The organism is Streptomyces sp. NPDC104814 (assembly GCF_055583185.1).
On sequence record NZ_JBVJOL010000006.1, the window covers coordinates 143,561 to 167,036 of the forward strand.

20 protein-coding genes are annotated in these 23,476 nt (G+C 72.0%); 9 read left to right on the forward strand and 11 right to left on the reverse strand.

Annotated features, from left to right (window positions below; all coding sequences use genetic code 11):
* Entirely contained in the window at nucleotides 1–1,386 is a 1,386-nt protein-coding gene (locus ACZ64A_RS21350; RefSeq protein WP_469812142.1) for an MFS transporter, read from the reverse strand.
* Nucleotides 1,387–1,678: 292 nt separating this feature from the next.
* On the opposite strand from ACZ64A_RS21350, the gene ACZ64A_RS21355 reads away from it, so the two are divergent.
* Together ACZ64A_RS21355 and ACZ64A_RS21360 are read left to right on the forward strand one after the other, a co-directional pair.
* Nucleotides 1,679–2,605 carry a DUF3027 domain-containing protein gene (locus tag ACZ64A_RS21355; protein WP_469812144.1) on the forward strand — a complete coding sequence of 309 codons (927 nt, stop codon included), beginning with the start codon at nucleotides 1,679–1,681 and terminating at the stop codon, nucleotides 2,603–2,605.
* A 461-nt stretch (nucleotides 2,606–3,066) separates the two neighbouring features.
* Nucleotides 3,067–6,186 carry a sacsin N-terminal ATP-binding-like domain-containing protein gene (locus tag ACZ64A_RS21360; protein WP_469812146.1) on the forward strand — a complete coding sequence of 1,040 codons (3,120 nt, stop codon included), beginning with the start codon at nucleotides 3,067–3,069 and terminating at the stop codon, nucleotides 6,184–6,186.
* Nucleotides 6,187–6,189: 3 nt separating this feature from the next.
* On the opposite strand, the gene ACZ64A_RS21365 is transcribed toward ACZ64A_RS21360, so the two are convergent.
* Together ACZ64A_RS21365 and ACZ64A_RS21370 are read right to left on the reverse strand one after the other, a co-directional pair.
* The gene (locus tag ACZ64A_RS21365) at nucleotides 6,190–8,586 is read right to left on the reverse strand and encodes an HAD-IC family P-type ATPase (protein WP_469812148.1); all 2,397 of its coding nucleotides are present in this window, start codon (nucleotides 8,584–8,586) and stop codon (nucleotides 6,190–6,192) included.
* A gap of 67 nt (nucleotides 8,587–8,653) precedes the next feature.
* The gene (locus tag ACZ64A_RS21370; protein ID WP_469812150.1) at nucleotides 8,654–8,923 is read right to left on the reverse strand and encodes a DUF2530 domain-containing protein; all 270 of its coding nucleotides are present in this window, start codon (nucleotides 8,921–8,923) and stop codon (nucleotides 8,654–8,656) included.
* Between the two features lie 114 nt (nucleotides 8,924–9,037).
* On the opposite strand from ACZ64A_RS21370, the gene ACZ64A_RS21375 reads away from it, so the two are divergent.
* Entirely contained in the window at nucleotides 9,038–10,489 is a 1,452-nt protein-coding gene (locus ACZ64A_RS21375) for an NCS2 family permease (RefSeq protein WP_469812152.1), read from the forward strand.
* A gap of 34 nt (nucleotides 10,490–10,523) precedes the next feature.
* Here ACZ64A_RS21375 and ACZ64A_RS21380 read toward each other — a convergent pair whose 3' ends face one another.
* A complete protein-coding gene (locus ACZ64A_RS21380; protein ID WP_110636649.1) occupies nucleotides 10,524–10,706 on the reverse strand; it encodes a ribbon-helix-helix protein, CopG family in 183 nt (60 codons plus the stop codon).
* Between the two features lie 154 nt (nucleotides 10,707–10,860).
* Here ACZ64A_RS21380 and ACZ64A_RS21385 point away from each other — a divergent pair, with 154 nt between their 5' ends.
* Both ACZ64A_RS21385 and ACZ64A_RS21390 read left to right on the forward strand, forming a co-directional pair.
* Nucleotides 10,861–11,298, forward strand: a complete 438-nt coding sequence (locus ACZ64A_RS21385) for a MarR family winged helix-turn-helix transcriptional regulator (RefSeq protein WP_361631456.1) — start codon at nucleotides 10,861–10,863, stop codon at nucleotides 11,296–11,298.
* A gap of 99 nt (nucleotides 11,299–11,397) precedes the next feature.
* A complete protein-coding gene (locus ACZ64A_RS21390; RefSeq protein WP_469812154.1) occupies nucleotides 11,398–12,672 on the forward strand; it encodes an MFS transporter in 1,275 nt (424 codons plus the stop codon).
* A 19-nt stretch (nucleotides 12,673–12,691) separates the two neighbouring features.
* Here the strand turns inward: ACZ64A_RS21390 and ACZ64A_RS21395 are convergent, their stop codons facing one another.
* Complete coding sequence (locus ACZ64A_RS21395; RefSeq protein WP_469812155.1) at nucleotides 12,692–13,279, reverse strand: Uma2 family endonuclease; 588 nt, start codon at nucleotides 13,277–13,279, stop codon at nucleotides 12,692–12,694.
* Nucleotides 13,280–13,389: 110 nt separating this feature from the next.
* On the opposite strand from ACZ64A_RS21395, the gene thpR reads away from it, so the two are divergent.
* Nucleotides 13,390–13,962 carry an RNA 2',3'-cyclic phosphodiesterase gene (thpR, locus tag ACZ64A_RS21400; RefSeq protein WP_469812157.1) on the forward strand — a complete coding sequence of 191 codons (573 nt, stop codon included), beginning with the start codon at nucleotides 13,390–13,392 and terminating at the stop codon, nucleotides 13,960–13,962.
* 143 nt (nucleotides 13,963–14,105) lie between these two features.
* Here thpR and ACZ64A_RS21405 read toward each other — a convergent pair whose 3' ends face one another.
* From ACZ64A_RS21405 to ACZ64A_RS21415, 3 genes are read right to left on the reverse strand one after another with little or no spacing between them, the layout of a single operon-like run.
* Nucleotides 14,106–15,098 carry an aldo/keto reductase gene (locus ACZ64A_RS21405; protein ID WP_469812158.1) on the reverse strand — a complete coding sequence of 331 codons (993 nt, stop codon included), beginning with the start codon at nucleotides 15,096–15,098 and terminating at the stop codon, nucleotides 14,106–14,108.
* Nucleotides 15,095–15,313 carry a DUF397 domain-containing protein gene (locus ACZ64A_RS21410; protein WP_469812160.1) on the reverse strand — a complete coding sequence of 73 codons (219 nt, stop codon included), beginning with the start codon at nucleotides 15,311–15,313 and terminating at the stop codon, nucleotides 15,095–15,097. Before ACZ64A_RS21410 ends, ACZ64A_RS21405 begins: the two co-directional genes overlap by 4 nt.
* Complete coding sequence (locus ACZ64A_RS21415; RefSeq protein ID WP_469812162.1) at nucleotides 15,310–16,122, reverse strand: helix-turn-helix domain-containing protein; 813 nt, start codon at nucleotides 16,120–16,122, stop codon at nucleotides 15,310–15,312. The genes ACZ64A_RS21410 and ACZ64A_RS21415 overlap by 4 nt, the downstream gene beginning before the upstream one ends.
* 83 nt (nucleotides 16,123–16,205) lie before the next feature.
* Here ACZ64A_RS21415 and ACZ64A_RS21420 point away from each other — a divergent pair, with 83 nt between their 5' ends.
* A complete protein-coding gene (locus tag ACZ64A_RS21420) occupies nucleotides 16,206–16,637 on the forward strand; it encodes a hypothetical protein (protein WP_469812163.1) in 432 nt (143 codons plus the stop codon).
* On the opposite strand, the gene ACZ64A_RS21425 is transcribed toward ACZ64A_RS21420, so the two are convergent.
* Together ACZ64A_RS21425 and ACZ64A_RS21430 are read right to left on the reverse strand one after the other, a co-directional pair.
* On the reverse strand, nucleotides 16,609–17,202 hold the full coding sequence (locus ACZ64A_RS21425) for a Uma2 family endonuclease (RefSeq protein ID WP_469812165.1): 594 nt from the start codon (nucleotides 17,200–17,202) through the stop codon (nucleotides 16,609–16,611). The genes ACZ64A_RS21420 and ACZ64A_RS21425 overlap by 29 nt on opposite strands.
* Nucleotides 17,203–17,274: 72 nt before the next feature.
* On the reverse strand, nucleotides 17,275–17,949 hold the full coding sequence (locus ACZ64A_RS21430; RefSeq protein ID WP_469812166.1) for a GDSL-type esterase/lipase family protein: 675 nt from the start codon (nucleotides 17,947–17,949) through the stop codon (nucleotides 17,275–17,277).
* Nucleotides 17,950–18,049: 100 nt separating this feature from the next.
* Here ACZ64A_RS21430 and ACZ64A_RS21435 point away from each other — a divergent pair, with 100 nt between their 5' ends.
* Nucleotides 18,050–19,021: a TolB-like translocation protein gene (locus ACZ64A_RS21435; RefSeq protein WP_469812168.1), complete on the forward strand. Its 972-nt coding sequence runs from the start codon at nucleotides 18,050–18,052 to the stop codon at nucleotides 19,019–19,021.
* A gap of 253 nt (nucleotides 19,022–19,274) precedes the next feature.
* Here the strand turns inward: ACZ64A_RS21435 and serC are convergent, their stop codons facing one another.
* Nucleotides 19,275–20,393: a phosphoserine transaminase gene (serC, locus tag ACZ64A_RS21440; protein WP_469812170.1), complete on the reverse strand. Its 1,119-nt coding sequence runs from the start codon at nucleotides 20,391–20,393 to the stop codon at nucleotides 19,275–19,277.
* 156 nt (nucleotides 20,394–20,549) lie between these two features.
* On the opposite strand from serC, the gene ACZ64A_RS21445 reads away from it, so the two are divergent.
* Nucleotides 20,550–23,465, forward strand: a complete 2,916-nt coding sequence (locus ACZ64A_RS21445) for an FAD-binding and (Fe-S)-binding domain-containing protein (protein WP_469812171.1) — start codon at nucleotides 20,550–20,552, stop codon at nucleotides 23,463–23,465.
* Nucleotides 23,466–23,476 lie beyond the last annotated feature (11 nt).

Below are 23,476 nucleotides of genomic sequence, written 5' to 3' on the forward strand. Positions count from 1 at the left end.
TCACGCCACCCGTGCGCGGGTCGCGCTCCCGTGGCGCGCCGACCTCAGCAGTCCCTGCAGGGTCGTCAGCCAGCCCGCCGCCACGATCGCCGCGCCCACGAACAGGCCCGCCGTGGGGTTCAGGGGCATCACGATGCCGACCGCGCCGCCGAACACCCACGACATCTGCAGCAGCGTCTCGGAGCGGGCGAAGGCGGAGGTGCGGACCAGTTCCGGCACGTCCCGCTGGATCAGCGCGTCCAGCGCCAGCTTCGCCAGGGCCTGCGCGAACCCGGCGACGGCCGCCAGACACGCCACGAGGACCGCGCCGAAGAAGATCGCCGCCGTCACCGCCGCGGCCAGCACCACGGCCAGCACGGTGACGATGATGATCTCCGGCGGCTTGGACCGGAGCCAGGCGCCCACGGCCGTACCGAGCGCGTTGCCGACGCCGGCCGCCACCGCGACCATGCCGAGGGACACCGCCGCGCTCTGCCCGGTCATCGGGTGCTCCCGCAGCAGGAACGCCAGGAAAAAGATCAGGAAGCCGGTCAGGCAGCGGATCGCGGCGTTCGCGCCGAGCGCGTGCGTCACGGCCGGGCCGACCGTGCGCAGCCCCGGGCGTTTCGCGGCCTTGCGGTGCGGGCCGTGCAGATGCTGTTCGTCCGCCGCGAGCAGCGCGGTGTCCTCCCCCTTGGCGGAGTCCACCTTCGGCGGCAGGGAGAACGACAGGAACGTTCCCGCGACGAAGATCACGAACGCGCCGTACAGCGGCCAGCGCTCGCCCAGCGCGTGCAGACCGCCCCCGATGGGTGCGGCGACGCCCGTGGCCAGCAGCCCGCCCAGCGTGACCCGGGAGTTCGCCTTGACCAGCGACAGCTTCGGCGGCAGCAGCCGGGGCACCACGGCGCTTCTGACCACGCCGTACGCCTTCGACGCGACCAGCACGCCGAGCGCCGCCGGATACAGCTGCAGGCCCCCGGTGGCCACCGCCCCGCTCAGCACCAGCGCCAGCAGCGCCCGCGCCAGCATCGCGCCGGCCATCGCCGCGCGCCGGCCGTGCGGCAGCTTGTCCAGCAGCGGGCCGATCACCGGGGCCAGCACCGTGAAGGGCGCCATGGTGATCGCCAGGTACAGCGCGACCCGGCCGCGCGCCTCGTCCGTCGGCACCGAGAAGAACACCGTGGACGCCAGCGCCACCGTGATCATCACGTCCCCGGCGCCGTTCACGGCGTGCAGCTCGATCAGCTTGCCGAGACCCGACTCGCCGGCCCCCTGCGCGTGCGTGGCCTTGCGGATGCCGCGGGCCGCCCCGGTCACCGGGAAGTGCAAGGCGCGCCCGACCGCGCGGACGGACCCTCCGAACCGGCCCGAACCGCTCACTTGGGACGTCCTCGCGGCTGCCACGTCGTCATAGTGCCCCGAGTACGGGGTGGATAGTGCCGTTACCGCACGTATGGGCCTCAAGTTTCGGGCCGGCCCGCCGGGCGCGCCACGCGGAAACAAATCGCCGCGAAGCGGCGAAAGAAATCGACCGGTGTAGGCCGAGCGCCGACGAACAGGCAGAATGGTCGACAGGAGGTGCGCCCGAGCGTGAGCGCGCGCAGACGTCGAAGCGGTCCGGTTGTCCGCTCCGTCAGCGCCGTCGCCTCAAGGCGCCCGCACCCGGAAGACGGCGTACTGGAGAGAAGCGATACCTGTGAGCGCAGCGACAACGCGAAGCCGCACCCCTGACCGCCTGTGCGCCGAGGCCGTCGACCTCGCCCGTGGTGCCGCCGAGGAGGCCGCCGCACCCGGCGTCGTCGGGGAACACGCCGGGGTCGTCTCCGAGGGCGACCGCGTTGTCACGCACTTCTTCGAATGCCGGGAGCTCGGCTACCGCGGCTGGCGCTGGGCCGTGACGGTGGCCCGCGCCTCGCGCGCCAAGCTCGTCACGCTCGACGAGGTCGTGCTGCTGCCCGGCCCGGACGCCGTGCTGGCCCCCGAATGGGTGCCGTGGAGCGAGCGGCTGCGCCCCGGCGACATGGGCCCGGGCGACCTGCTGCCTACGGACGCCGAGGACCTGCGCCTGGAGCCCGGCTACACCGGCGAGGACACCCCGCCGCCGAACTCCGCCGTCTCCGACGAGATGGCCGACCTGGTCGAGGCCGAGGACGTCGAGGTCACCGAGGGCCCGACACGCGCCCTGCCCACCGCGCCCAAGCGCGGCTCGATCTCCGCGGTCGCCGAGGAACTGGGCATGCGCCGCGCCCGGGTCCTGTCCCGGTACGGCCTGCACACCGCCGCCGACCGCTGGGAGGAGGCGTACGGCGCGAAGACCCCGATGGCCCAGGCCGCCCCCGCCGCCTGCGTCAGCTGCGGCTTCCTGATGCCGCTCGGCGGCTCGCTGGGCCAGGCGTTCGGCGTGTGCGCCAACGAGTTCGCCCCGGCCGACGGCCGCGTCGTCTCCCTGACCTACGGCTGCGGCGGCCACTCCGAGGCCGCGGTCATGCCGAAGACCCCGCGCCCGGCTCCGCCGGTGATCGACGAGACGAGGGTCGACCCCTTCCCCCTCCGCCCGGCCCCCGACTCCGGCTCGGTCCCCCCGGCACCGGACGAGGAAGCCGCGGAACTGGGCCACTCCTAGCCCCCGGGCCGAAGCCGATGACGGCCGTCACCCGCGTACGGCGGGAAGGGGCCGGGGTGGGGGGTGTCCGCCCGCAGCGTCCGGCACCGTGACACGGCACCCTCGTCGGAAACGGCCGGCCGGACCGAGGACGGACACCCCCCACCGCGGCCCCGCCTTGACCACCGCCCGTAGGCGGCGACGCCCGCCACGACGCGACCGCAACGGGCCGCCGCAGGCAAAAAAGGGGCGCGGGGAACGGCGCGACGAGCCCCCACGCACCCGCAGACAACAACGCACCCAGCGCCGCAGGCATCCGCGCCACAGGCCCCCGCGCCGCAGGCAAAGGCGACGAACCCCCACCGGCCGGCAGCCGAAACACGGCGAGGCGCCGCAGGCAAACGACCCCCCCGCCGAAACACCACCCCACCGCCGGAGGCAACCCGCGGTACTTTCAGTCATCGCCGACGAGGAGAGTGAACGTGAGCAAGTTCGTGCGGCCGGCTGCCGAAGGCGCTGACCCCTTCGGTACGGCGAGGCTCCGGCGGGGCGTGCTCGACGCCTGGGCCACCAGCCCCGCCCGCTTCCGGGAGGACGCCAACGCCGAGGAGGACCTGGTCCTCGGCGGCTACCGGGACCGCCTCGTCGTGGAGCTCGCCCAGAACGCCGCCGACGCAGCCGCCCGCGCCGGTGTGCCGGGCCGGCTGCGTCTGACCCTGCGCGACGGCGTCCTCGCCGCCGCCAACACCGGCGCCCCGCTGGACGCCGCCGGTGTGGAGTCGCTGGCCACCCTGCGCGCCTCCGCCAAGCGCGACACGCCGTCCGTCGGCCGCTTCGGCGTCGGTTTCGCCTCCGTCCTGTCCGTCACCGACGAGCCCGCCGTCGTCGGCCGGCACGGCGGCGTGCGCTGGTCCCTCGCCGAGGCCCGGCACCTCGCCGAGGAGACCGCCCGGCACAGCCCCGGCCTGGGCGACGAGATCCGCCGCCGCGACGGCCACGTACCGCTGCTGCGCCTGCCGTTCGCCGCCGAGGGCACCGCCCCCGGCGGCTACGACACGGTCGTCATCCTGCCGCTGCGCGACACGGCCGCCGCCGACCTCGCCGAACGGCTCCTGCACGCCGTCGACGACGCCCTGCTGCTGGCCCTGCCCGGCCTGGAGGAGGTCGTCGTCGAGACGGGCGACACCTCCCGCACCCTGCGCCGCCGCACCGAGGGCGACCTCACCGTCGTGGAGGACTCCCGCGAGGGCACCACCCGCTGGCGTACCGCCTCCGCGCACGGGGCGACCGCGCCCGAACTGCTCGGCGACCGGCCCGTGGAGGAACGGCTGCGGCCCCACTGGTCGCTGACCTGGGCCGTCCCCGTGGACGACGACGGGCGGCCGGTGCGCCCCCGCACCAGCCCCGTCGTGCACGCGCCCACCCCCAGCGACGAGCCGCTCGGCGTGCCCGCGCTGCTCATCGCGTCCTTCCCGCTGGACACCACCCGCCGGCACGCCGCGCCCGGCGCGCTCACCGACTTCCTGATCCAGCAGGCCGCCGACGCCTACGCCGCACTGCTCGCCGACTGGCGGCCGGTGACGGACGGGATCATCGATCTCGTGCCCGGCCCGCTCGGCAAGGGCGAGCTGGACGGCGCCCTGCGCCAGGCGGTCCTTCAGCGGCTGCCGCGCACCGCGTTCCTGCCGCCCGCCGCCCGGCCGGCGGGCGAGGAGGACGGCGACGACCTGCCCGAGGCGCTGCGCCCGCGCGACGCGGAGGTCGTCGAGGGCGCGGGCGCGGACACCGTACGGGTGCTCGCCGAGGTGCTGCCCACGCTGCTGCCCGCCGGTCTGGAGCGCCGCGTCGAACTGCGCACCCTGGGTGTCGCCCGGCTGCCGCTGACCGACGCGATCGACCGGCTGGCCGGCCTGGAGAAGGACCCCGGCTGGTGGCACGAGCTGTACGAGTCGCTGGCGGGCGTGGACCCCGACCGGCTCACCGGCCTCCCGGTGCCGCTCGCCGACGGAAGGACGACGCTCGGTCCGCGCCAGGTGCTGCTGCCCACCGCCGACGCGCCCCGCATCGACCCGGAGGTCCTCGCCCGGCTCGGGCTGAAGGTCGCCCACGAGGACGCCGCCCATCCGCTGCTGGAGAAGCTCGGCGCGCTGCCCGCCACCCCGCGGGCCGTGCTGACCACCCCGCAGGTGCGGGCCGCGGTCGCCGTCTCCCTGGACGACGACGGCGGGTCCTGGGACGAGGACGCCCTGGACGCCGAGGAACTGGCCGACACCGTCCTCGCCCTGGTGCGGGACGCGGGTCTGGAGCCCGGCGAGGAGCCGTGGCTGGGCGCGCTCGCCCTGCCCGACGAGGACGGCGAACTCGCCCCCGCGGGCGAGCTGGTCTTCCCCGGCAGCGCCTTCCACCAGGTCATGCGGGAGGGTGAACTCGCGACCGTGGACGCCGACCTGGCCGCGAGGTGGGGCGAGGAACCCCTCGCCGCCTGCGGGGTGCTGGCCGCCTTCGCCCTGGTCCGCGCCACCGACGTGGTCCTCGACCCCGATGAACTCGAGCCGCGCGACGGCGAGTACGCGCAGCCCGACGACCCCGGCCTGCTGGACGCCGTCGACGTGTGGTGCGAGGACGTCCTCGACCGTTTCCCCGACACGCCCGTCCCGCCGGTCGCCACCGAGATCGTCGCCGTGCGCGACCTGGACCTGGTCGACGACGACGCCTGGCCGCAGGCGCTCGCGATGCTCGCGCGGCCCCCGCTGCGGGACGCCCTGGTGCAGCCGGTGCGCGTCCTGCTGCCCGACGGCACCCACGAGGTCGTACGGCCGTACACCGCGTGGTGGCTGCGCGGGCACCCGGTGCTCGACGGCCGCCGCCCCGCCGGTCTGCGCGCGGCGGGCGGTGACCCGCTGCTGCGCGGCCTGTACGACGAGGCCGACGCGACCGGCTTCGACGACGAGCAGGTACTGCGCGCGCTGGGCGTGCGCACCTCGGTGGCGGCGCTGCTGGACGAGCCGGGCGGCGCGTCCGAACTCCTCGACCGCCTCGCCGACCCCGGCCGGCAGGTCACCGCGGCCCAGCTGCACGGCCTGTACGGGGCGCTGGCCGAGCTGGACCCCGACCGGGTCACGCTGCCGGACGAGCTGCGCGCGGTCGTCGACGGCGAGGTACGGGTCGTGGACGCCGCCGACGCGGTGGTCGTCGACTCGCCCGATCTGCTGCCCTTCACCGAGGGGGTGCCGCTGCTGCCGGTGCGGCCCGCCGTGGCGGCCGATCTGGCGGAGCTGTTCCAGGTGCGGCGGCTGAGCGAGTCCGTCACCGGCGAGGTCACGTCCGAGGGCGCCGAGCACGGCGTACCGGAGTCCGTGCGGGTGCTGCTCGGCCCGGGCACCCCCGAGGCGTACGTGGAGCACGACGAGCTGGTCGTGGACGGGGTGGAGATCGACTGGCGTCTGACCGACGACGGTGTCCTGCACGCGGCCACCCTGGAGGGTGTGGCGGCGGGCCTGGCCTGGGCGGCGGGCCAGTGGCCCCGCCGTTTCGAGGTGGCGGCCCTGCTGGAGGACCCGTCGCGCACGGCGGAACTGGCCCGGGACCGCTGGTTCGACTGACTCTCACGCCGGGAAGCGGCGGTCCACCCACCTCCACAGCGCCTCCAGCACCGCGGACCCGACGACCGCGACGCCGACCGCCAGCCATGGCATCTCCATGCCCACCAGCTTCAGCGCGAAGAAGCGCTGGAGCGACGGCACCACCAGCACCAGCAGGAAGGCGGCGCCCATCGCCGCGACCAGCGCCACCCGCCACCAGGTGTACGGGCGGGCGATGATCGCCAGGACCCACATCGAGACCAGGAACAGCGTCAGCGTCGCCGCGCTGGTCTCCGCGCTCAGCGAGCCCGGGCCCGTGTAGTGGTGCCGGGCCAGCAGATACGTCACGAAGGTCGCGGCCCCCGCCACCAGCCCGCCGGGGATCGCGTACCGCATGACCCGGCGCACGAAGTGCGGGCGGGCCCGTTCCTTGTTCGGGGCGAGGGCGAGGAAGAAGGCGGGCACGCCGATGGTGAGCGTGGACAGCAGGGTCAGGTGGCGCGGCAGGAACGGGTACTCCACCTGCCAGCACACCACGAGGATCGCCAGCAGCACCGAGTAGACCGTCTTCACCAGGAACAGCGTCGCCACCCGGGTGATGTTGCCGATCACCCGCCGGCCCTCGGCGACCACCGAGGGCAGGGTGGCGAAGCTGTTGTTCATCAGCACGATCTGCGCGACCGCCCGCGTGGCCTCCGAGCCGGAGCCCATGGCGACACCGATGTCGGCGTCCTTGAGCGCGAGGACGTCGTTCACGCCGTCGCCGGTCATCGCGACGGTGTGCCCGCGGGACTTGAGGGCCCCGACCATGTCCCGTTTCTGCTGCGGGGTGACCCGGCCGAACACCGTACCCTCGTCCAGCTCCCGGGCCATCTCCTCCCGCTCGCCGGGCAGCCGCCGCGCGTCCACCGCCGTGCCCTTGAGCCCCAGCTTGGCGGCGACCGCGCCGACGGAGACCGCGTTGTCGCCGGAGATCACCTTGGCGCGCACGTTCTGCTCGGCGAAGTAGTGCAGGGTGTCGGCGGCGTCGGGCCGCAGCCGCTGCTCCAGGACGACCAGGGCGGCGGGGCGGGCGCCCTGCGCGACCCGTGCGTCGTCGAGGTCGCGGTCGGCGCGGGCCAGCAGCAGGACACGCAGCCCGTCCTCGTTGAGCCGCCCGGTCTCGGCGAGCGCCGGGTCGTCGTCGGCGAGCAGCACGTCCGGCGCCCCCAGCAGCCAGGTGCTGGACTCGCCGCCGCCCTCGCTGAAGGAGGCCCCGCTGTACTTGCGGGCGGAGGAAAAGGGCAGCGACTCGGTGCAGCGCCACTCCTCGGTGTCCGGGTAGGCGTCGATGATCGCCTTCAGGCTGGCGTTGGGCCGGGGGTCGGACTCGCCGAGCGCGCCGAGCACCCGGCGGACGTAGGTCTCGTCGTAGCCGTTCAGCAGGCGCAGGCCGGTGACGTCCATGCCGCCCTCGGTGAGGGTGCCGGTCTTGTCGAGGCAGACGGTGTCGACGCGGGCGAGGCCCTCGATCGCGGGGAGTTCCTGCACCAGGCACTGTTTGCGGCCCAGCCGGATCACCCCGATGGCGAAGGCGACGGAGGTCAGAAGCACCAGGCCCTCGGGGACCATGGGGATGATGCCGCCGACCGTGCGGGCGACGGAGTCCTTGATGCCGTGCTGCTTGACCACGAGCTGGCTGATCACCAGGCCGATCGCGGTGGGCACCATCATCCAGGTGACGTACTTGAGGATGGTGGAGATGCCGGTGCGCAGCTCGGAGTGGACGAGCGTGAACCGGGACGCCTCCTCGGCGAGCTGTGCGGCGTAGGCCTCGCGGCCGACCCGGGTGGCCTGCAAGGCGCCGCCGCCCGCGACGACGAAGCTGCCGGACATCACCGGATCGCCGGGGTGTTTGAGCACCGGGTCGGCCTCTCCGGTGAGCAGCGACTCGTCGATCTCCAGGCCGTCGGCCTCCACGCACACCCCGTCGACCACGACCTTGTCGCCGGGGCCGATCTCCAGCAGGTCGTCGAGGACGATGTCCGAGGTGCCGATCCGGGTGGCCGTGCCGTCGCGCCGCACGACGGGCCGCACCTCGCCGATCACGGCGAGCGAGTCGAGGGTCTTCTTCGCCCGCCATTCCTGGACGATGCCGATGCCGGTGTTGGCGAGGATGACGAAGCCGAACAGGCTGTCCTGGATGGGGGCGACGACCAGCATGACCAGCCACAGCACACCGATGATCGCGTTGAACCGGGTGAAGACGTTCGCGCGGACGATCTCGGTGAGCGAGCGGCTGGAGCGCACCGGCACGTCGTTGACCTGTCCGCGCGCCGTCCGCTCGGCGACCTGGGCGCCGGTCAGCCCGGTCGGCGGGACGGACGGCACCGGCACGCGGTGCGCGGGGTCGAGTCCGGCGCCCGCGTCGATGTGCGTCATGCCTTCGACGGTACGGGGAGAGACGGGCGTTCACCCCTTGGCAGGAGCCGCCGGGGGAACCCGGGGATCAGCCCTCCTGGGCGTTCTCCTGCCGGTCCGCGGCCCGCTTGAGCGCCGCGTCGCGCTTGCGGACGTACCAGATGCCGATCAGGCCGAGGCCGCCGCCGGCCAGGCAGGTCCACACCCACCAGGTGTGCCCGTGGTCGTCGAACCAGCCGTAGAAGGGCAGCTGGGCCAGGAAGAGGACGAACCACAGGATGGTGCCGCCGGTGATGGTCGCTACGACCGGGCCCTCGAGGGGTTCCGGCGCCTCGTGCTGCGGGGTCCACTTCGCCATGACGCACAGCTTACGAGCCGTTCCGGTCTACGCGCGGAGATGGCAATCATGGAACTCATATGTTCATACTGAAACCGTTTGTCTGTGTCCCTTTCTAGTCGTAGGAACCCACAAATGTCCACCTCGGCACCTGCCAAGGTCCCCGCGCCCGAGCAGCCGGGCAAGGCGCCCGCTTACGGCGCCCTCGACCGCTACTTCAAGATCTCGGAGCGTGGCAGCACCCTTGCGCGCGAGGTCCGGGGTGGTCTGGCCACCTTCTTCGCGATGGCGTACATCATCGTGCTCAACCCGATCATTCTGGGCAGCGCGAAGGACATGTACGGCCACCAGCTGGACAACGGCCAGCTGGTCACCGCGACCGCCCTCACCGCCGCCTTCACCACGCTGCTGATGGGCGTCATCGGCAACGTGCCGATCGCGCTCGCCGCCGGCCTCGGCGTGAACTCCGTCGTCGCCCTCCAGCTCGCCCCGCGCATGTCCTGGCCGGACGCGATGGGCATGGTCGTCCTCGCCGGCTTCGTGGTGATGCTCCTCGTCGCCACCGGTCTGCGCGAGCGCGTGATGACGGCCGTCCCGTACGGCCTGCGCAAGGCGATCTCCATCGGCATCGGCCTGTTCATCATGCTGATCGGCCTGGTCGACTCCGGCTTCGTCTCCCGCATCCCGGACGCCGCCCACACCACCGTGCCGCTCCAGCTGGGCGCCACCGGGCACCTCAACGGCTGGCCGGTGCTGGTCTTCATCCTCGGCGTGCTGCTCACGCTCGCGCTGATCGTCCGCAAGACGCCCGGCGCCATCCTGGTCTCGATCGTCGTCATGACGGTCATCGCCATGGTCATCGAGGCCGTCGCCAAGGTGCCGAGCTGGGGTCTGACCACCCCGAAGTGGCCCGGCAACCCGGTCGCCACGCCCGACTTCGGGCTGGTCGGCAAGGTCAGCCTGTTCGGTGGTTTCCACCACGTCGGCGTGCTGACCGGCGTCCTGTTCGTCTTCACCGTGCTGCTGTCGTGCTTCTTCGACGCGATGGGCACGATCATGGGCGTCTCCGACGAGGCCAAGCTGACCGACGCCAAGGGCCAGATGCCCGGCATCAACAAGGTCCTCTTCGTCGACGGCATCGCCGTCGCCGCGGGCGGCGCCAGCTCCTCCTCGGCCACCACCTGCTTCGTGGAGTCCACGGCCGGTGTCGGCGAGGGCGCGCGCACCGGCCTGGCGAACGTGGTCACCGGCGGCCTGTTCGCCGTGGCGCTGTTCCTGACGCCGATCGCCACCATGGTGCCGTCCCAGGCGGCCACCCCGGCGCTGGTCGCCGTCGGCTTCCTGATCCTGGCCGGCTCGGTCAAGGAGATCGACTGGGCCGACTACACGATCGCCATCCCGGCCTTCGTGACGATGCTGATGATGCCGTTCACGTACTCGATCACCAACGGCATCGGCATGGGCTTCGTGACCTTCACGGCCCTGCGCCTCGCGGCCGGCCGGGCCAAGGAGGTCCCGGTGGCGATGTACGTCGTCTCGGCGGTCTTCGCCTTCTACTACCTGATGCCGGCCCTGGGTCTGACCTGAGCCGCACCGGTCGGGCGCACGTGATCCCCGGGATCTACGTCAGCCCGTAGAACTTCTCCGTCTCCTCGACGGCGGCCTGGAACCGCTCGTCGAAGTCATCGCGAATGAGCGTCCGGACGACATAGTCCTGGACGCTCATTCCTCTTTTCGCCGCATGGTGCCGGAGCCTTTCGAGCAGCTCCCCGTCTATCCGCAGGCTGAGCACGCTGGTCCCCATGCCCACGAGGGTCGCCTCAGCGTTCCGGCCGGTGTGTCTCGTTCCGCTCCCGGATCACCCATATGAGTGATCCGGTGCATCAGTGACCGGAGTCACGGGCATACCTGGGCGCGTACGGCAGTTGTTAGCCAGAGTAATGAGTTACGCTAAGGACATGCCGGACCTCACCCATGGCGACGACGCTGCCGCCGTGAACTCCCTGCGCTCCGCCGTGATGCGGTTGTCCCGTCGGCTCAAGCACCAGCGGGTCGACGAGTCGCTGAGCCCCACCGAGATGTCGGTGCTGGGCACCCTCTCCCTGTGCGGGAGCGCCACCCCGGGCGAGCTGGCCCGCAAGGAGCACGTCCAGCCGCCGTCGATGACCCGCATCGTCGCGCTGCTGGAGGCCAAGGGCCTGGTCCGGCTGGAGCCGCACCCCGAGGACCGGCGCCAGAAGGTCGTCACCAAGACCGAGCAGGCCGAGGTGATGCTCGCCGAGAGCCGCGCCAAGCGCAACGCCTTCCTGGCCGCCCTGGTCGAGAACCTCGACGAGGACGAGTGGGCCGCGCTGCGCGCAGCCGCCCCCGTGCTGGAGAAGCTCGCACATCTGTAAGCGCACCACCCAAGGAGGCGAACGCTTTTGAGTACGGGACCCGGAACACCTTCCGCCCCCGGACCAAAGACCACCCACTACCCCTCTCGCTCCTCTTCGATGTTCAGCTCGCTGAAGATCAGGAACTACCGCCTCTTCTTCCTGGGCCAGGTCGTCTCCAACACCGGCACCTGGATGCAGCGCATCGCGCAGGACTGGCTGGTGCTCAGCCTCACCGGCTCCGCCACCGCCGTCGGCGTCACCACCGCGCTGCAGTTCCTGCCGATGCTGCTCTTCGGCCTCTACGGCGGTGTCCTCGTCGACCGGCTGCCCAAGCGCCGCACGCTGCTGTTCACACAGGCCGCGATGGGCGTCACCGGACTCGTGCTGGCCGCGCTCACCCTCACCGGGCACGTCCAGGTCTGGCACGTCTACGTCGCCGCGTTCCTGGTCGGCCTCGCCACGGTCGTCGACAACCCGGCCCGCCAGTCCTTCGTCTCCGAGATGGTCGGCCCCGCCCAGCTGCAGAACGCGGTCAGCCTGAACTCCGCGAACTTCCAGTCCGCCCGCCTGGTCGGCCCCGCCGTCGCCGGCCTGATGATCACCGGTGTGGGTACGGGCTACGCCTTCCTCTTCAACGGCCTGTCCTTCGCCTTCACCATCGGCTCGCTGCTGCTGATGCGCTCCCGTGACCTGCACGTCGTCGAGCGCGCGCCGCGCGGCAAGGGCCAGCTGCGGGAGGGCCTGCGCTATGTCGCCGGCCGGCCCGAGCTGATCTGGACGATCGCGCTGGTCGGGTTCATCGGCACCTTCGGCTTCAACTTCCCGGTGTACCTGTCGGCCTTCGCCGACGACGTCTTCCACGCGGGGGCCGGCTCCTACAGCCTCTTCAACACCGTCATGGCGGTCGGCTCCCTCGCCGGCGCCCTGCTCGCGGCCCGCCGGGGCACGTCCCGGATGCGGGTGCTGATCGGGGCGGCGCTGATGTTCGGCGTGCTGGAGACCGTGGCCGCCGCGGCGCCGTCGCTGTGGCTGTTCGCCCTGCTCATGGCGCCCATCGGCATGTTCGGCATGACGGTCAACGTCACCGCCAACACCAGCGTCCAGATGACCACCGACCCGGCCATGCGGGGCCGTGTGATGGCGCTGTACATGATGGTCTTCATGGGCGGTACGCCGATCGGCGCACCCATCGCCGGCTGGATCACCGATGCCTACGGCGTCCGGGCGGGCCTCGCGGCCGGCGGCGCGATCTCGGCCCTGGCGGCCACCGGCATCGCCCTGGCCCTCGCTCGGGCGGGCGGTCTGCGCCTGTCCGTCGGCTGGAACCACGGCCACCCGCGCGTCGGCCTCGTCCCGCGGGAGCGGCGCGAGGAACTGGCCACAGCGGCGTAAGCCTCCCGGGGGCCTGGGCTCAGTCGCGGGGGAACTCGTCGGTCCTGAGCACCAGGCCCACGGGGGTGGCGGTCAGGTCGATGTCGTCGCCGAAACCGAAGCTGACGGCGGCGTGGTACTCGCCGTCCTTCGGTAGCGTGTGGAGGTGCCACTGAGCGGTGTACGGGTCCACGATCAGGTACACCGGCACCTCGGCGTGAGCGTAGGCCGTCTTCTTGGGGCCGTAGTCGTTGGCTGCGGTGTCCTTGGAGATCACTTCGGCCACGAATTCGACGTCCTGGTGGCGCCAGCGGCCCTTGTCATCCTTCACGGACCGTTCCGCCATGGCCACCACGTCAGAGGCGAAGCCGTTGAGATGTCCAGGGAAGTCGATGCGTACGTCCGATGCCAGGCGCTTCCGCGGGTACTTGGCGCGCAGTTGCTCCGCGATACCAAGGATGATCTCCCAGTGACTCTGCCGCTGCGGTGACATGAAGATGTGCCCCCCGACGATCTCAACCTTGTATCCCTCGGGGACGGGCATCTTCTCCAGCCACTCGAACATCATGTCGAGGGTGAGTTCGCCGCTGCTGTCGGCCATCTCGATCCTGTCTTCAAGAACAGTCACCGTGCCGCTCCTCCCCACTGCCGCCTGGTCGCATGCAGCCGCGCAGTACAACGATACGCACGGTGACCAGGACGCGCTCAGGTGTGCGCGTCCCGGGGCACACTGGCCGCATGAGACTCTTCGCCGCCGTCCTGCCGCCCGACGACGTCACCCGGGGGCTCGCCGCCGAGGTCGACGCGTTGAAGAACCTCCCCGGCGCGGACGGGCTGCGCTGGACCGACCGCCCCGGCTGGCACTTCACGCTCGCCTTCTACGGCGAGGTCGGCGACGACGTCGTACCGGAGCTGTCGGAGCGGCTGGCGCGGGCCGCCCACCGCACCGCCCCCTTCGGCATCGCCCTGCGCGGCGGCGGCCAGTTCGGGCACGGCCGGGCCCTGTGGACCGGCGCGGACGGCGATGTGGACGCCCTGCGCCTGCTGGCGGACCGCGCCGAGGCGGCCGGCCACAAGGCGGGCGTGGACATGGGGGAGCACCGCCGGTACAAGGCCCACCTGACGGTGGCCAGAAGCCGGGGTCCCGTGGACGTACGGCCATACCTGGCGGCGCTGAACGAGTTCGCCTCGCCGCGCTGGACGGTCGGCGAGCTGGTGCTCGTGCGCAGCGATCTGCCGCGCTCGGGCGTCCCCGGCGAGCAGCCCCGTTACGAGGCGGTCGAACGCTGGTCACTCGGCGTGTCCGGCTAGGCTCGACGCCGTGGACCCGAAGACCCGTAACCGGATCATGGCCGCTGTGCTGGTGCTGATGTTCGTGGTGGTGATCGTGGCGGCGGCGGTCGGAAAGTAGCCGACCGCCGCCCCTCACGGCTGCCGTGCGGCGGCTCGGCCCGCTACCAGGCGAACGCCTCCGGCGACGGGCCCGGGCCGGGGAAGATCTCGTCCAGCCCGGTCAGCAGCTCCTCGCTCAGCTCCAGCTCGCTCGCCTTGACCGCCGACTGTAGCTGCTGCGCGGTGCGCGGGCCGACGATCGGGCCGGTGACGCCGGGGCGGGTCAGCAGCCAGGCCAGCGCGACCTCGCCGGGCTCCAGGCCGTGCTTGTCGACCAGGTCCTCGTAGGACTGGATCTGCGCGCGCGAGGCCGGGTCCTTCAGGGTGTCCGCGGCGCGTCCGGAGGCCCGGCGACCGCCCTCGGCCTCCTTCTTGATCACCCCGCCCAGCAGACCGCCGTGCAGCGGCGACCACGGGATCACACCGAGGCCGTAGTCCTGCGCGGCCGGGATGATCTCCATCTCGGCGCGGCGCTCGGCCAGGTTGTACAGGCACTGCTCGCTGACCAGGCCGATCGTCCCGCCGCGTCGGGCGGCGATCTCGTTGGCCTGCGCGATCTTGTAGCCGGGGAAGTTGGAGGAGCCGACGTAGAGGATCTTGCCCTGCTGGATCAGGACGTCGACGGCCTGCCAGATCTCCTCGAACGGGGTGTTCCGGTCGATGTGGTGGAACTGGTAGACGTCGATGTAGTCCGTCTGCAGCCGCTTCAGGCTGGCGTCCACGGCCCGCCGGATGTTCACGGCGGAGAGCTTGTCGTGGTTCGGCCAGGGGTCACCGCCGTCGGTGGCCATGTTGCCGTACACCTTGGTGGCGAGGACGACCTTGTCGCGCTGCGAGCTTTTCGAGAACCAGTTGCCGATGATCGATTCGGTACGGCCCTTGTTCTCGCCCCAGCCGTAGACGTTGGCGGTGTCGAAGAAGTTGATGCCCGCGTCCAGCGCCGCGTCCATGATGGCGTGGCTGTCGGGTTCGTCGGTCTGGGGGCCGAAGTTCATCGTGCCGAGAACGAGTCGGCTGACCTTGAGTCCGGTGCGTCCGAGCTGCGTGTACTTCATGACTCCTTAGCCAACGGCTTGAAGTGCGCTCGAAGCAAGGGGCTGCCGAGGAAGGCGGCCCAGGCGGCGGGGGAGAGGGTGAGATGGGGGGCGGCGGGCGTCTTGGAATCACGGAGGCGGACGGCGGCGGGGGCGGTGGCGACGGATACTTCGAGGCACTCGCCGCCCTGGCCGCCGCTGTAGCTGCTCTTGTACCAGTGCAGGTCGCTGCTCATAGATCCCGTGCCACCTTGTCGATCAGTTGCGCCGATTCTTCCGGCCTGAGTGCCTGGGCTCGCAGGATGCCATATTGCGTGAACAGGTCACCCAAGTGCGGCTGTTCGCTGACGAAGTAGCCACCGCCGGGCCCTTCGACATAGGCGAGCTGGCTGCGTTCGGCCGTCTCCAGAAGAATCATGGGGCCGTTCATCGAGGCATGCTCTTCGAGGTCCGTCGGCATGACCTGGATCTCGACGTTGCGCTGTTTCCTCACATCGAGCAGGTGCTCCAACTGCTCGCGCAGCGCCTGCTTTCCTCCCAACGGACGCCTCAGGATGTGCTCTTCGAGCACGAAGCAGGCGACCGGCGCCGGCTTGCGCCGCAGCACGAGTTGCCGGTCGAGGCGGGCGGCGAGCCGGGACTCGATCTCCTCGTCCTCCAGCGGTGGACGCTGGACCTCGAAGATGGCCCGGCCGTAGGTCTCGGTCTGGAGCAGCCCCGGGATGACGTGGTTGGCGTACATGTAGATCGCTGTCGCCTTGGCCTCCAGCTCGGCGTAGTCCGCGAACCATGACGGGAAGCGGCTGACCGCCAGCTTCCGGCTCGCCGCCAGGAGTGCACCTTGTGCACCGAGCTTGTCGTCGGCGATCTCGACGAACCGGCCCTTCGGGGCACGCTCCCCGCGTTCCACCATGGCTACCTGGGACTTGGAGTAGCCGACGTACTGGGCCAGCGCCTCCTGCGTCATGCCGGCCCGCTCGCGGAAAAACCGTAGCAACGAGCCGAACATCTCCAGGTTCCCCGACGCCCGTTCACCGGTGTGCACACCGACCTCCCCAAATGCACGGCCCCGCACGGCCCTTGCGAACCCCTGGTCACAGTATGTGACGAGCCGCAACCCTTTGCTGCATGAACGAGAGAATCGACGCGCCCTGGATCCCGGCCTGGATCCCCGCCTCCGGTCACGCGCTGCGCCACGCCGGCGTGCACTTCGACGCCGTACGGATCGCGGGTGACCAGGGCGAGCGCGTCGCCACGGAGCTGATGGTGTGCGCGGACTTCGACGCGGGCCCGGTCGTCCGCGAGGTCGCCGGCGACCGGAACCTGTACTTCCTGTTGCCTCCGCAAACCGCGACGGAGTTCCGCTGGCCGCCCGGCGTGCGGGCGTTGACGCGTCGTCACGGAACGCTGGCGTACGTGGGCGTGCCCGCGCTGAGCGGCATGACGTGGCCGCTGTCATGGCGCTCGGCGCCCTCGGAGAAGGCGCCGTTCGTGGACGGTGAGCTGCTGCGGGAGGTGGTGGAGCGTGTCGTCAGTCGCGGGGGAAGCCGTCGGTCTTGAGGACGAGGTCGAGGACAGTGCCGGTGAGGTCGATGTCCTCGCCGAAGTCGACGGGCGTCCGCGTCTGGTAGTCACCGTCCTTGGGGTCGGTGTAGACGTAGCAGCGGCCCTGGTAGGGGTCGGCGACGATGTAGAGAGGGACCTCGGCTGCCGCGTAGGCGGTCTTCTTGGGCCCGTAGTCGTTTTGAGCCGTCCCCTTGGAGATAACCTCGGCGACGAACTCGACGTCTTGGTACCTCCAGTGGCCCGTGTCGTCCTTCTTCGCCGAATCCTTGAGCAGGGCGACGTCTGGGCAGAAGCCGTTCTCGTAGCCCGGGAAGTCGATCCGCACGTCGGAGAACGCTTTGACGTCCATTCCGAACTTGTCCTCCAGGGCCCGCACGATGCGGCGGATGATGTCCCAGTGTGTGTCCCGCTGCGGCGTCATGAAAACGTTGCCCCCGACGATCTCGACCCTGTATCCCTCGGGGACGGGCATACGCTCGAGCCGCTCGAACCACTCGTCAAGGCGCTCGGTGTTGGCGTCGGCGTCGGCCATCTCGATCCTGTCTTCGACGACGGTCATCGTGGCGCTCCTCCCCGGCTGCGCCACGGACAGGCACAGCCGCGCAGTACAACGATACGCACGGTCACCGTGTCACGGGCAGTACGGCCCGCCGACCCCCCACGCCTGCCACATGGCGTCCGCGAAGGCGCCCGCGATCTTGTGCTCGCCGCTGGCGCTCGGGTGCGTTCCGTCGTAGGTGTCGGTGGGGAGGTCGTAGTCCTTCGGGGGTGAGGCGAGGAGGAGCGGTGAGCCGGGGGCGTCCAGGTCGGCGACGGCCTTGCCCAGCAGCTCGTTGAAGCGGGCGACCTCCGCCGCGAACGCGGCCTCGCCTTCGGCCCGCACATTGGGGATCACCGGCAGCACCACCATCCGCACCCGCCGGTTGGCGGCCCGGGCTCCTTGAACGAAGGCGGCCACGTTCTCGGCGGTCTGCTCGGCGTTGGTGTAGAAGCCGAGGTCGATCAGGCCCAGGGCGACGAGCAGGACGTCGGCCCGGTGCTCGCGCACCGCGTCCTCGATCAGCGGTGCCATGTGCAGCCAGCCCTCGCCCCAGCCGGCGAGGTGGGCGCGGGGGAACTCCGGGTCGGCGTAGGCGTACGACACGGGCGCGCCGGCCTGCTGGTCGTACAGCGTCTCGCGCGGGCCGACGAGCCCGAACGGGCCGCCGTAGGTCGCGCACAGGTGCTGCCACATGCGGTAGCGCCAGGTGTGTTCACCCGCGCTGCCGATCGTCTGGGAGTCACCGACGGGCATGAACCTGAGCATCCGCTCATCATGGTCGATCCGCGGTGAGCCGCACCCCGGCGTGGGGTGTGAAACCGGCCACGGATCACGTCCCGCGCGGCGGGATGGCAGGCTGGAGGGCATGCGCCGACCGTTCGCCCTGCTCGCCGGGGCCCTGCTCGTGGGTGCGCTCGCCGCGCCCGCCTCCGCCTCCGACGGCGACCAGGGGTTCACCCTCCAGGACCCGCGCATCTCCGAGTCCAGCGGCCTCGCCGCCTCCCGGCTGCACCCCGGGATCTACTGGACGCACAACGACAGCGGTGACGGGCCGTACCTGTACGCCGTGGACGGCTCGACGGGCCGTACCGTCGCCCGGGTCACCCTCAAGGGCATCGGCTCCCCCCGGGACGTCGAGGCCATCTCCATCGGGCCCGGCAACGAGATCTACGTCGGTGACATCGGCGACAACTTCGGCGGCCGGTGGCCGTACGTCTGGATCTACCGGCTGCCCGAGCCCAGGGAGTTGAAGGACCAGACCGTCAAGGCCACGCAGTACGTGGTGAAGTACGAGGGCGGCCCGCGCGACGCGGAGTCCCTGGTCGTGCACCCGAAGACCGGCCGCGTCTACATCATCGACAAGCACGAGGACGGCGGGCACCTCTTCGCGGGCCCGGCGAAGCTGTCCGCCTCCGGGAGCAATCTCTTCCGGCCGGTCGCCCCCGTCGACCTGTGGGCGACCGACGCCGCCTTCTCCCCGGACGGCGAACACCTCGTCGTGCGCGGCTACTTCGGCGGCATCACCTACGACTGGAACGGCGGCAGGATCGCCAAGACCGGCCGGCTGAACGTGCCCCTGCAAGGGCAGGGCGAGGGCGTCACCTACTCCGTCGACGGCAAGAAGCTGCTCTACAGCAGCGAGGGCGCCGGGAGTGAGGTGGTCGCCCAGGACGCCCCGGGCGGCTCCGCCGGCTCGGGCGGCGGTCACGGGCCTGCGGCGGCGGCCAAGGGAGGCGGGGGCGGGCAGGGCGGTATCGGCCTGACGACCGGCGCCCTGGCCGTGGGCGCCGCGTGCCTGGCCGTGTTCGGCCTGCGACGGCTGTTCCGGCGGGGTTAGGGCCTGTCGTTTGGATCATCCCGGCGTCGCGGGGTCTGGCACGCACATCTGCCGCGTTGTCGTCGGTTGCCAACGCTCCGCGTTGGCGCCCTCCTCCGCCTTGCAGCTGCACGCACCAGACCCCGCTCGGGTCGGCCGAGACGCACCGCAGCCCGAGGCCGGCCTGATCCAAACGACAGGCCCTAGGACGCTGACACGCGCGAGGGGCGCCCGGTGTGACACCGGGCGCCCCTCGTCGTCGTAGCGGGTGCGGCTACAGCTGCTCGATCACGTAGTCGATGCACTTGGTCAGCGCCTCGATGTCCGCCGGGTCGATCGCCGGGAACATCGCCACGCGCAGCTGGTTGCGGCCGAGCTTGCGGTAGGGCTCGGTGTCGACGATGCCGTTGGCGCGCAGCACCTTGGCGACGGCCGCCGCGTCGACCTCGTCGGTGAAGTCGATCGTGCCGATGACCTGCGAGCGCTTGGCCGGGTCGGTGACGAACGGGGTCGCGAACTTCACGTCCTCCGCCCAGCCGTACAGGGTGCGGGCGGAGGTGGCCGTGCGGCGCACCGCCCAGTCCAGGCCGCCCTGGCCGTTGAACCACTCCAGCTGCTGGTTCAGCAGGAAGAGCGTGGCGAGCGCCGGGGTGTTGTACGTCTGGTTCTTGCGGGAGTTGTCGATCGCCGTCGGCAGGGAGAAGAACTCCGGGACGTGCCGACCGGAGGCGTGGACGCGCTCGGCGCGCTCGATCGCGGCCGGGGAGAAGACGCCGATCCACAGGCCGCCGTCGGAGGCGAAGGACTTCTGCGGGGCGAAGTAGTAGACGTCGGTCTCGGCGATGTCGACGGGCAGGCCGCCCGCGCCGGAGGTGGCGTCGACCAGGACGAGCGAGCCCTCGTCGGCGCCGGCGACGCGCTGGATCGGCATGGCGACACCGGTCGAGGTCTCGTTGTGCGTGAACGCGTACACGTCCACGCCGGACTCGGCCTGCGCCTGCGGGTGGGTGCCCGGGTCGGCGGAGATGACGGTCGGCTCGTCCAGCCACGGGGCCAGCTTGGCCGCCTTGGCGAACTTCGAGCTGAACTCGCCGAAGCTGAGGTGCTGCGACTTGTTCTCGATCAGACCGTGGGTCGCGATGTCCCAGAACGCGGTGGAGCCGCCGTTGCCCAGGATGACCTCATAGCCGTCGGGCAGCTGGAACAGCTCGGAGATGCCCTCACGCACCTTGCCGACCAGGTTCTTCACGGGCGCCTGGCGGTGGGAGGTGCCGAGCAGGGAGGAACCGGTGGCGGCGAGGGCGTCCAGCGCCTCGGTCCGCACCTTGGAGGGACCCGCGCCGAAACGTCCGTCGGCGGGCTTGATGTCAGCGGGAATCTGGATGTCGGCCACGAGTCGGAGGGTATCGGCTGGGCGAAACCGGACGGAAACGTGTCCGTCCGATGAGACAAGATCGCCAAGCGGCGGACTTGTGAGGTTGTACGACTGGAGGGGTGCCGCTGTGGAAAACTCTCGGTGACTGTCAGTGAGCGGATGCATCCTGGACGCATGACGGATCTGGCAGGGCTTCAGATGCTCGAGGCCGAGCTGCGCGCGGCCGTCCGGGGCGAGGTCGGCTTCGGCGCGACCGCCCGGGCGCTCGTGACCATGGACGCGTCCAACTACCGGCGCGTCCCCCTCGGAGTCGTCGCGCCCCGGGACGCCGACGACGTGGCCGCCGCGCTGGAGATCTGCCGAGGTCACGGCGTGCCGGTGGTCGCCAGAGGCGGGGGCACGTCGATCGCGGGCCAGGCGACGGGCACCGGCGTGGTCCTGGACTTCACCCGGCACATGAACCGGCTGCTGGAGCTGGATCCGCACACCCGCACAGCCGTCGTCCAGCCGGGGCTCGTGCTGGACCGGCTCCAGGAGGCCGCCGCGCCGCACGGGCTGCGCTTCGGCCCGGACCCCTCCACCCACAGCCGCTGCACGCTGGGCGGGATGATCGGCAACAACTCCTGCGGCTCTCACTCGGTCGCCTGGGGGACCACCGCGGACAGCGTGCGCGAACTGGACGTCGTCACCGCGCGTGGTCGGCGGCTGCGGCTCGGGCAGGGCTGGGCGGGCGCTCCGGACGGCCTGCGGGAGCTGGTGGACGGCGAGCTGGCGCGGCTGCGGACCGGCTTCCCGGAGCTGCCCCGCCGCATCTCCGGGTACGCGCTGGACGCTCTGCTGCCGGAGAAGGGCGCGGACGTCGCGCGTGCGTTCTGCGGCAGCGAGGGCACCTGGGGGGTGCTCACCGAGGCCGTCGTACGGCTGGTCCAGGCGCCGCGCGCCCGGGCGCTGGCCGTGCTGGGATACGCGGACGAGAGCGCCGCCGCCGAGGCCGCCGCCGGGCTGCTCCCGCACGGGCCGCTGACCGTGGAGGGCATGGCGGCCGACCTGGTGCGCTCGCCGGCGGGGCTGCCGCGGGGCGGCGCCTGGCTGTTCGTGGAGACGGGCGGCGCATCGCCGCGGGAGGCCTGGGCGCGCGCGGACGAGATCGTGCGCGCGGCGGACGTGTTCGACTCCCTGGTGGTGACCGATCCGGCCGGGCAGCGGGCGCTGTGGCGCATCCGGGAGGACGCGAGCGGGACGGCGACCCGGATGCCGGACGGCTCGGAGGCGTGGCCCGGCTGGGAGGACTGCGCCGTGCCGCCGGCCCGGCTGGGCGCCTATCTGCGGGACTTCCGCGCGCTGCTCTCGGCCCACGGACTGCGCGGCACGCCCTACGGCCACTTCGGGGACGGCTGCATCCACGTCCGCATCGACTTCGACCTGCTCACCGAGGCGGGCATCGGCCGCTTCCGCCGCTTCTCCGAGGAGCTGGCCCATCTCGTCGTGGCGCACGGCGGCTCGCTGTCCGGGGAGCACGGCGACGGGCAGGCCCGCGCGGAGCTGCTGCCGGTGATGTACGGCGCGGAGATGGTCACGCTGTTCGAGCGGGCGAAGGCGGTGTGGGACCCCGACGACCTGCTCAACCCCGGCATGCTGGTCCGCCCCGCCCCCTTGGACACCGGTCTGCGTTTCTCGGTGCTCCCGCGCGAGCCCGTGGACGTGGCGTTCGGCTACCCGGCCGACGGCGGCGACTTCTCCGCGGCGGTGCGCCGCTGCGTCGGCGTCGCCAAGTGCCGTACGACGACGGTGTCCGGGCCGGCCGTGATGTGCCCCTCGTTCCGCGTCACCGGCGAGGAGGAGCACTCCACCCGTGGGCGGGCCCGGCTGCTGCACGAGATGCTCGCCGGGGAGGTGGTCACCGACGGCTGGCGCTCCAAGGAGGTCCGCGAGGCCCTGGACCTGTGCCTGTCCTGCAAGGGCTGCCGCTCCGACTGCCCGGTGGGCGTCGACATGGCCACCTACAAGGCGGAGTTCCTGCACCACCACTACGCCGGCCGGCGCCGACCCGCGGCGCACTACGCGATGGGGCGGCTGCCGCAGTGGCTGCGCTGGGTGGCGGCCCTGCGCGCGGCGGGTGCGGTCAACGCGGTGGCGTCGGTGCGGCCACTGGCCCGGGTGGGCAAGCGGCTGGGCGGGATCGCGGCCGAGCGGCAGATCCCGCGGGTGGCCCGGCAGACGTTCAGCCGGTGGTGGCGGCAGCGCTCGCGGCGCGGCGGGGACGGCGAGCTGGTCGTGCTGTGGCCGGACACCTTCACCGAGCATCTGTCGCCCTCCGTCGGCCGGGCGGCGGTGCGGGTGCTGGAGGAGGCCGGGCTGCGGGTCGTGCTGCCGCCGACCCTGCGGATGCGCGGGCGGCCCGTGGGGGACGGGCGGTCGCGCTCGGCGGCCGCGCTGCTCACCGCCCGCCGGGGCCGGGTGTGCTGCGGGCTGACCTATGTCTCGACCGGCCAGCTGGACGAGGCGCGCGCGGTACTGCGGCGGACGCTGGAGCTGATGGCTCCGGTGCTGGAGACGGACGCGCCGGTCGTGGTGCTGGAACCGAGCTGCGCCGCCGCCCTGCGCGGTGACCTGCCCGAGCTGCTGCACGACGATCCCCGCGCCGCGCTGCTGGCGCGACGGGTGGTGACCTTCGCGGAGGCCCTTCAGAGATACGCCCCCGGCTGGGCGCCGCCGGTCCTGGACCGCCCGGTGACCGGGCAGACCCACTGCCACCAGCACGCGGTACTGGGCGACGCGGCGGACCGCCGGCTGCGCGCGGCGGCCGGGCTCACCGGGGAGCTGAGCGGTGGCTGCTGCGGGCTCGCCGGGAACTTCGGCTTCGAGCGGGGCCACTACGAGGTGTCGGCGGCGTGCGCCGAGGAGCAGCTGCTGCCGTCGGTGCGGCAGGCGCCGCAGGGGGCGGTGGTGCTGGCGGACGGGTTCTCCTGCCGGACGCAGCTGGAGCAGCTCGGCGGGGTGCGGGGACGGCACCTGGCGGAGGTACTGGCGGCCGCCCTGGACAGGAATCCCTCCCTCCGGGACAGTGGCAAGAGGGCTTCACGCCCCTGACGAAGTCTATT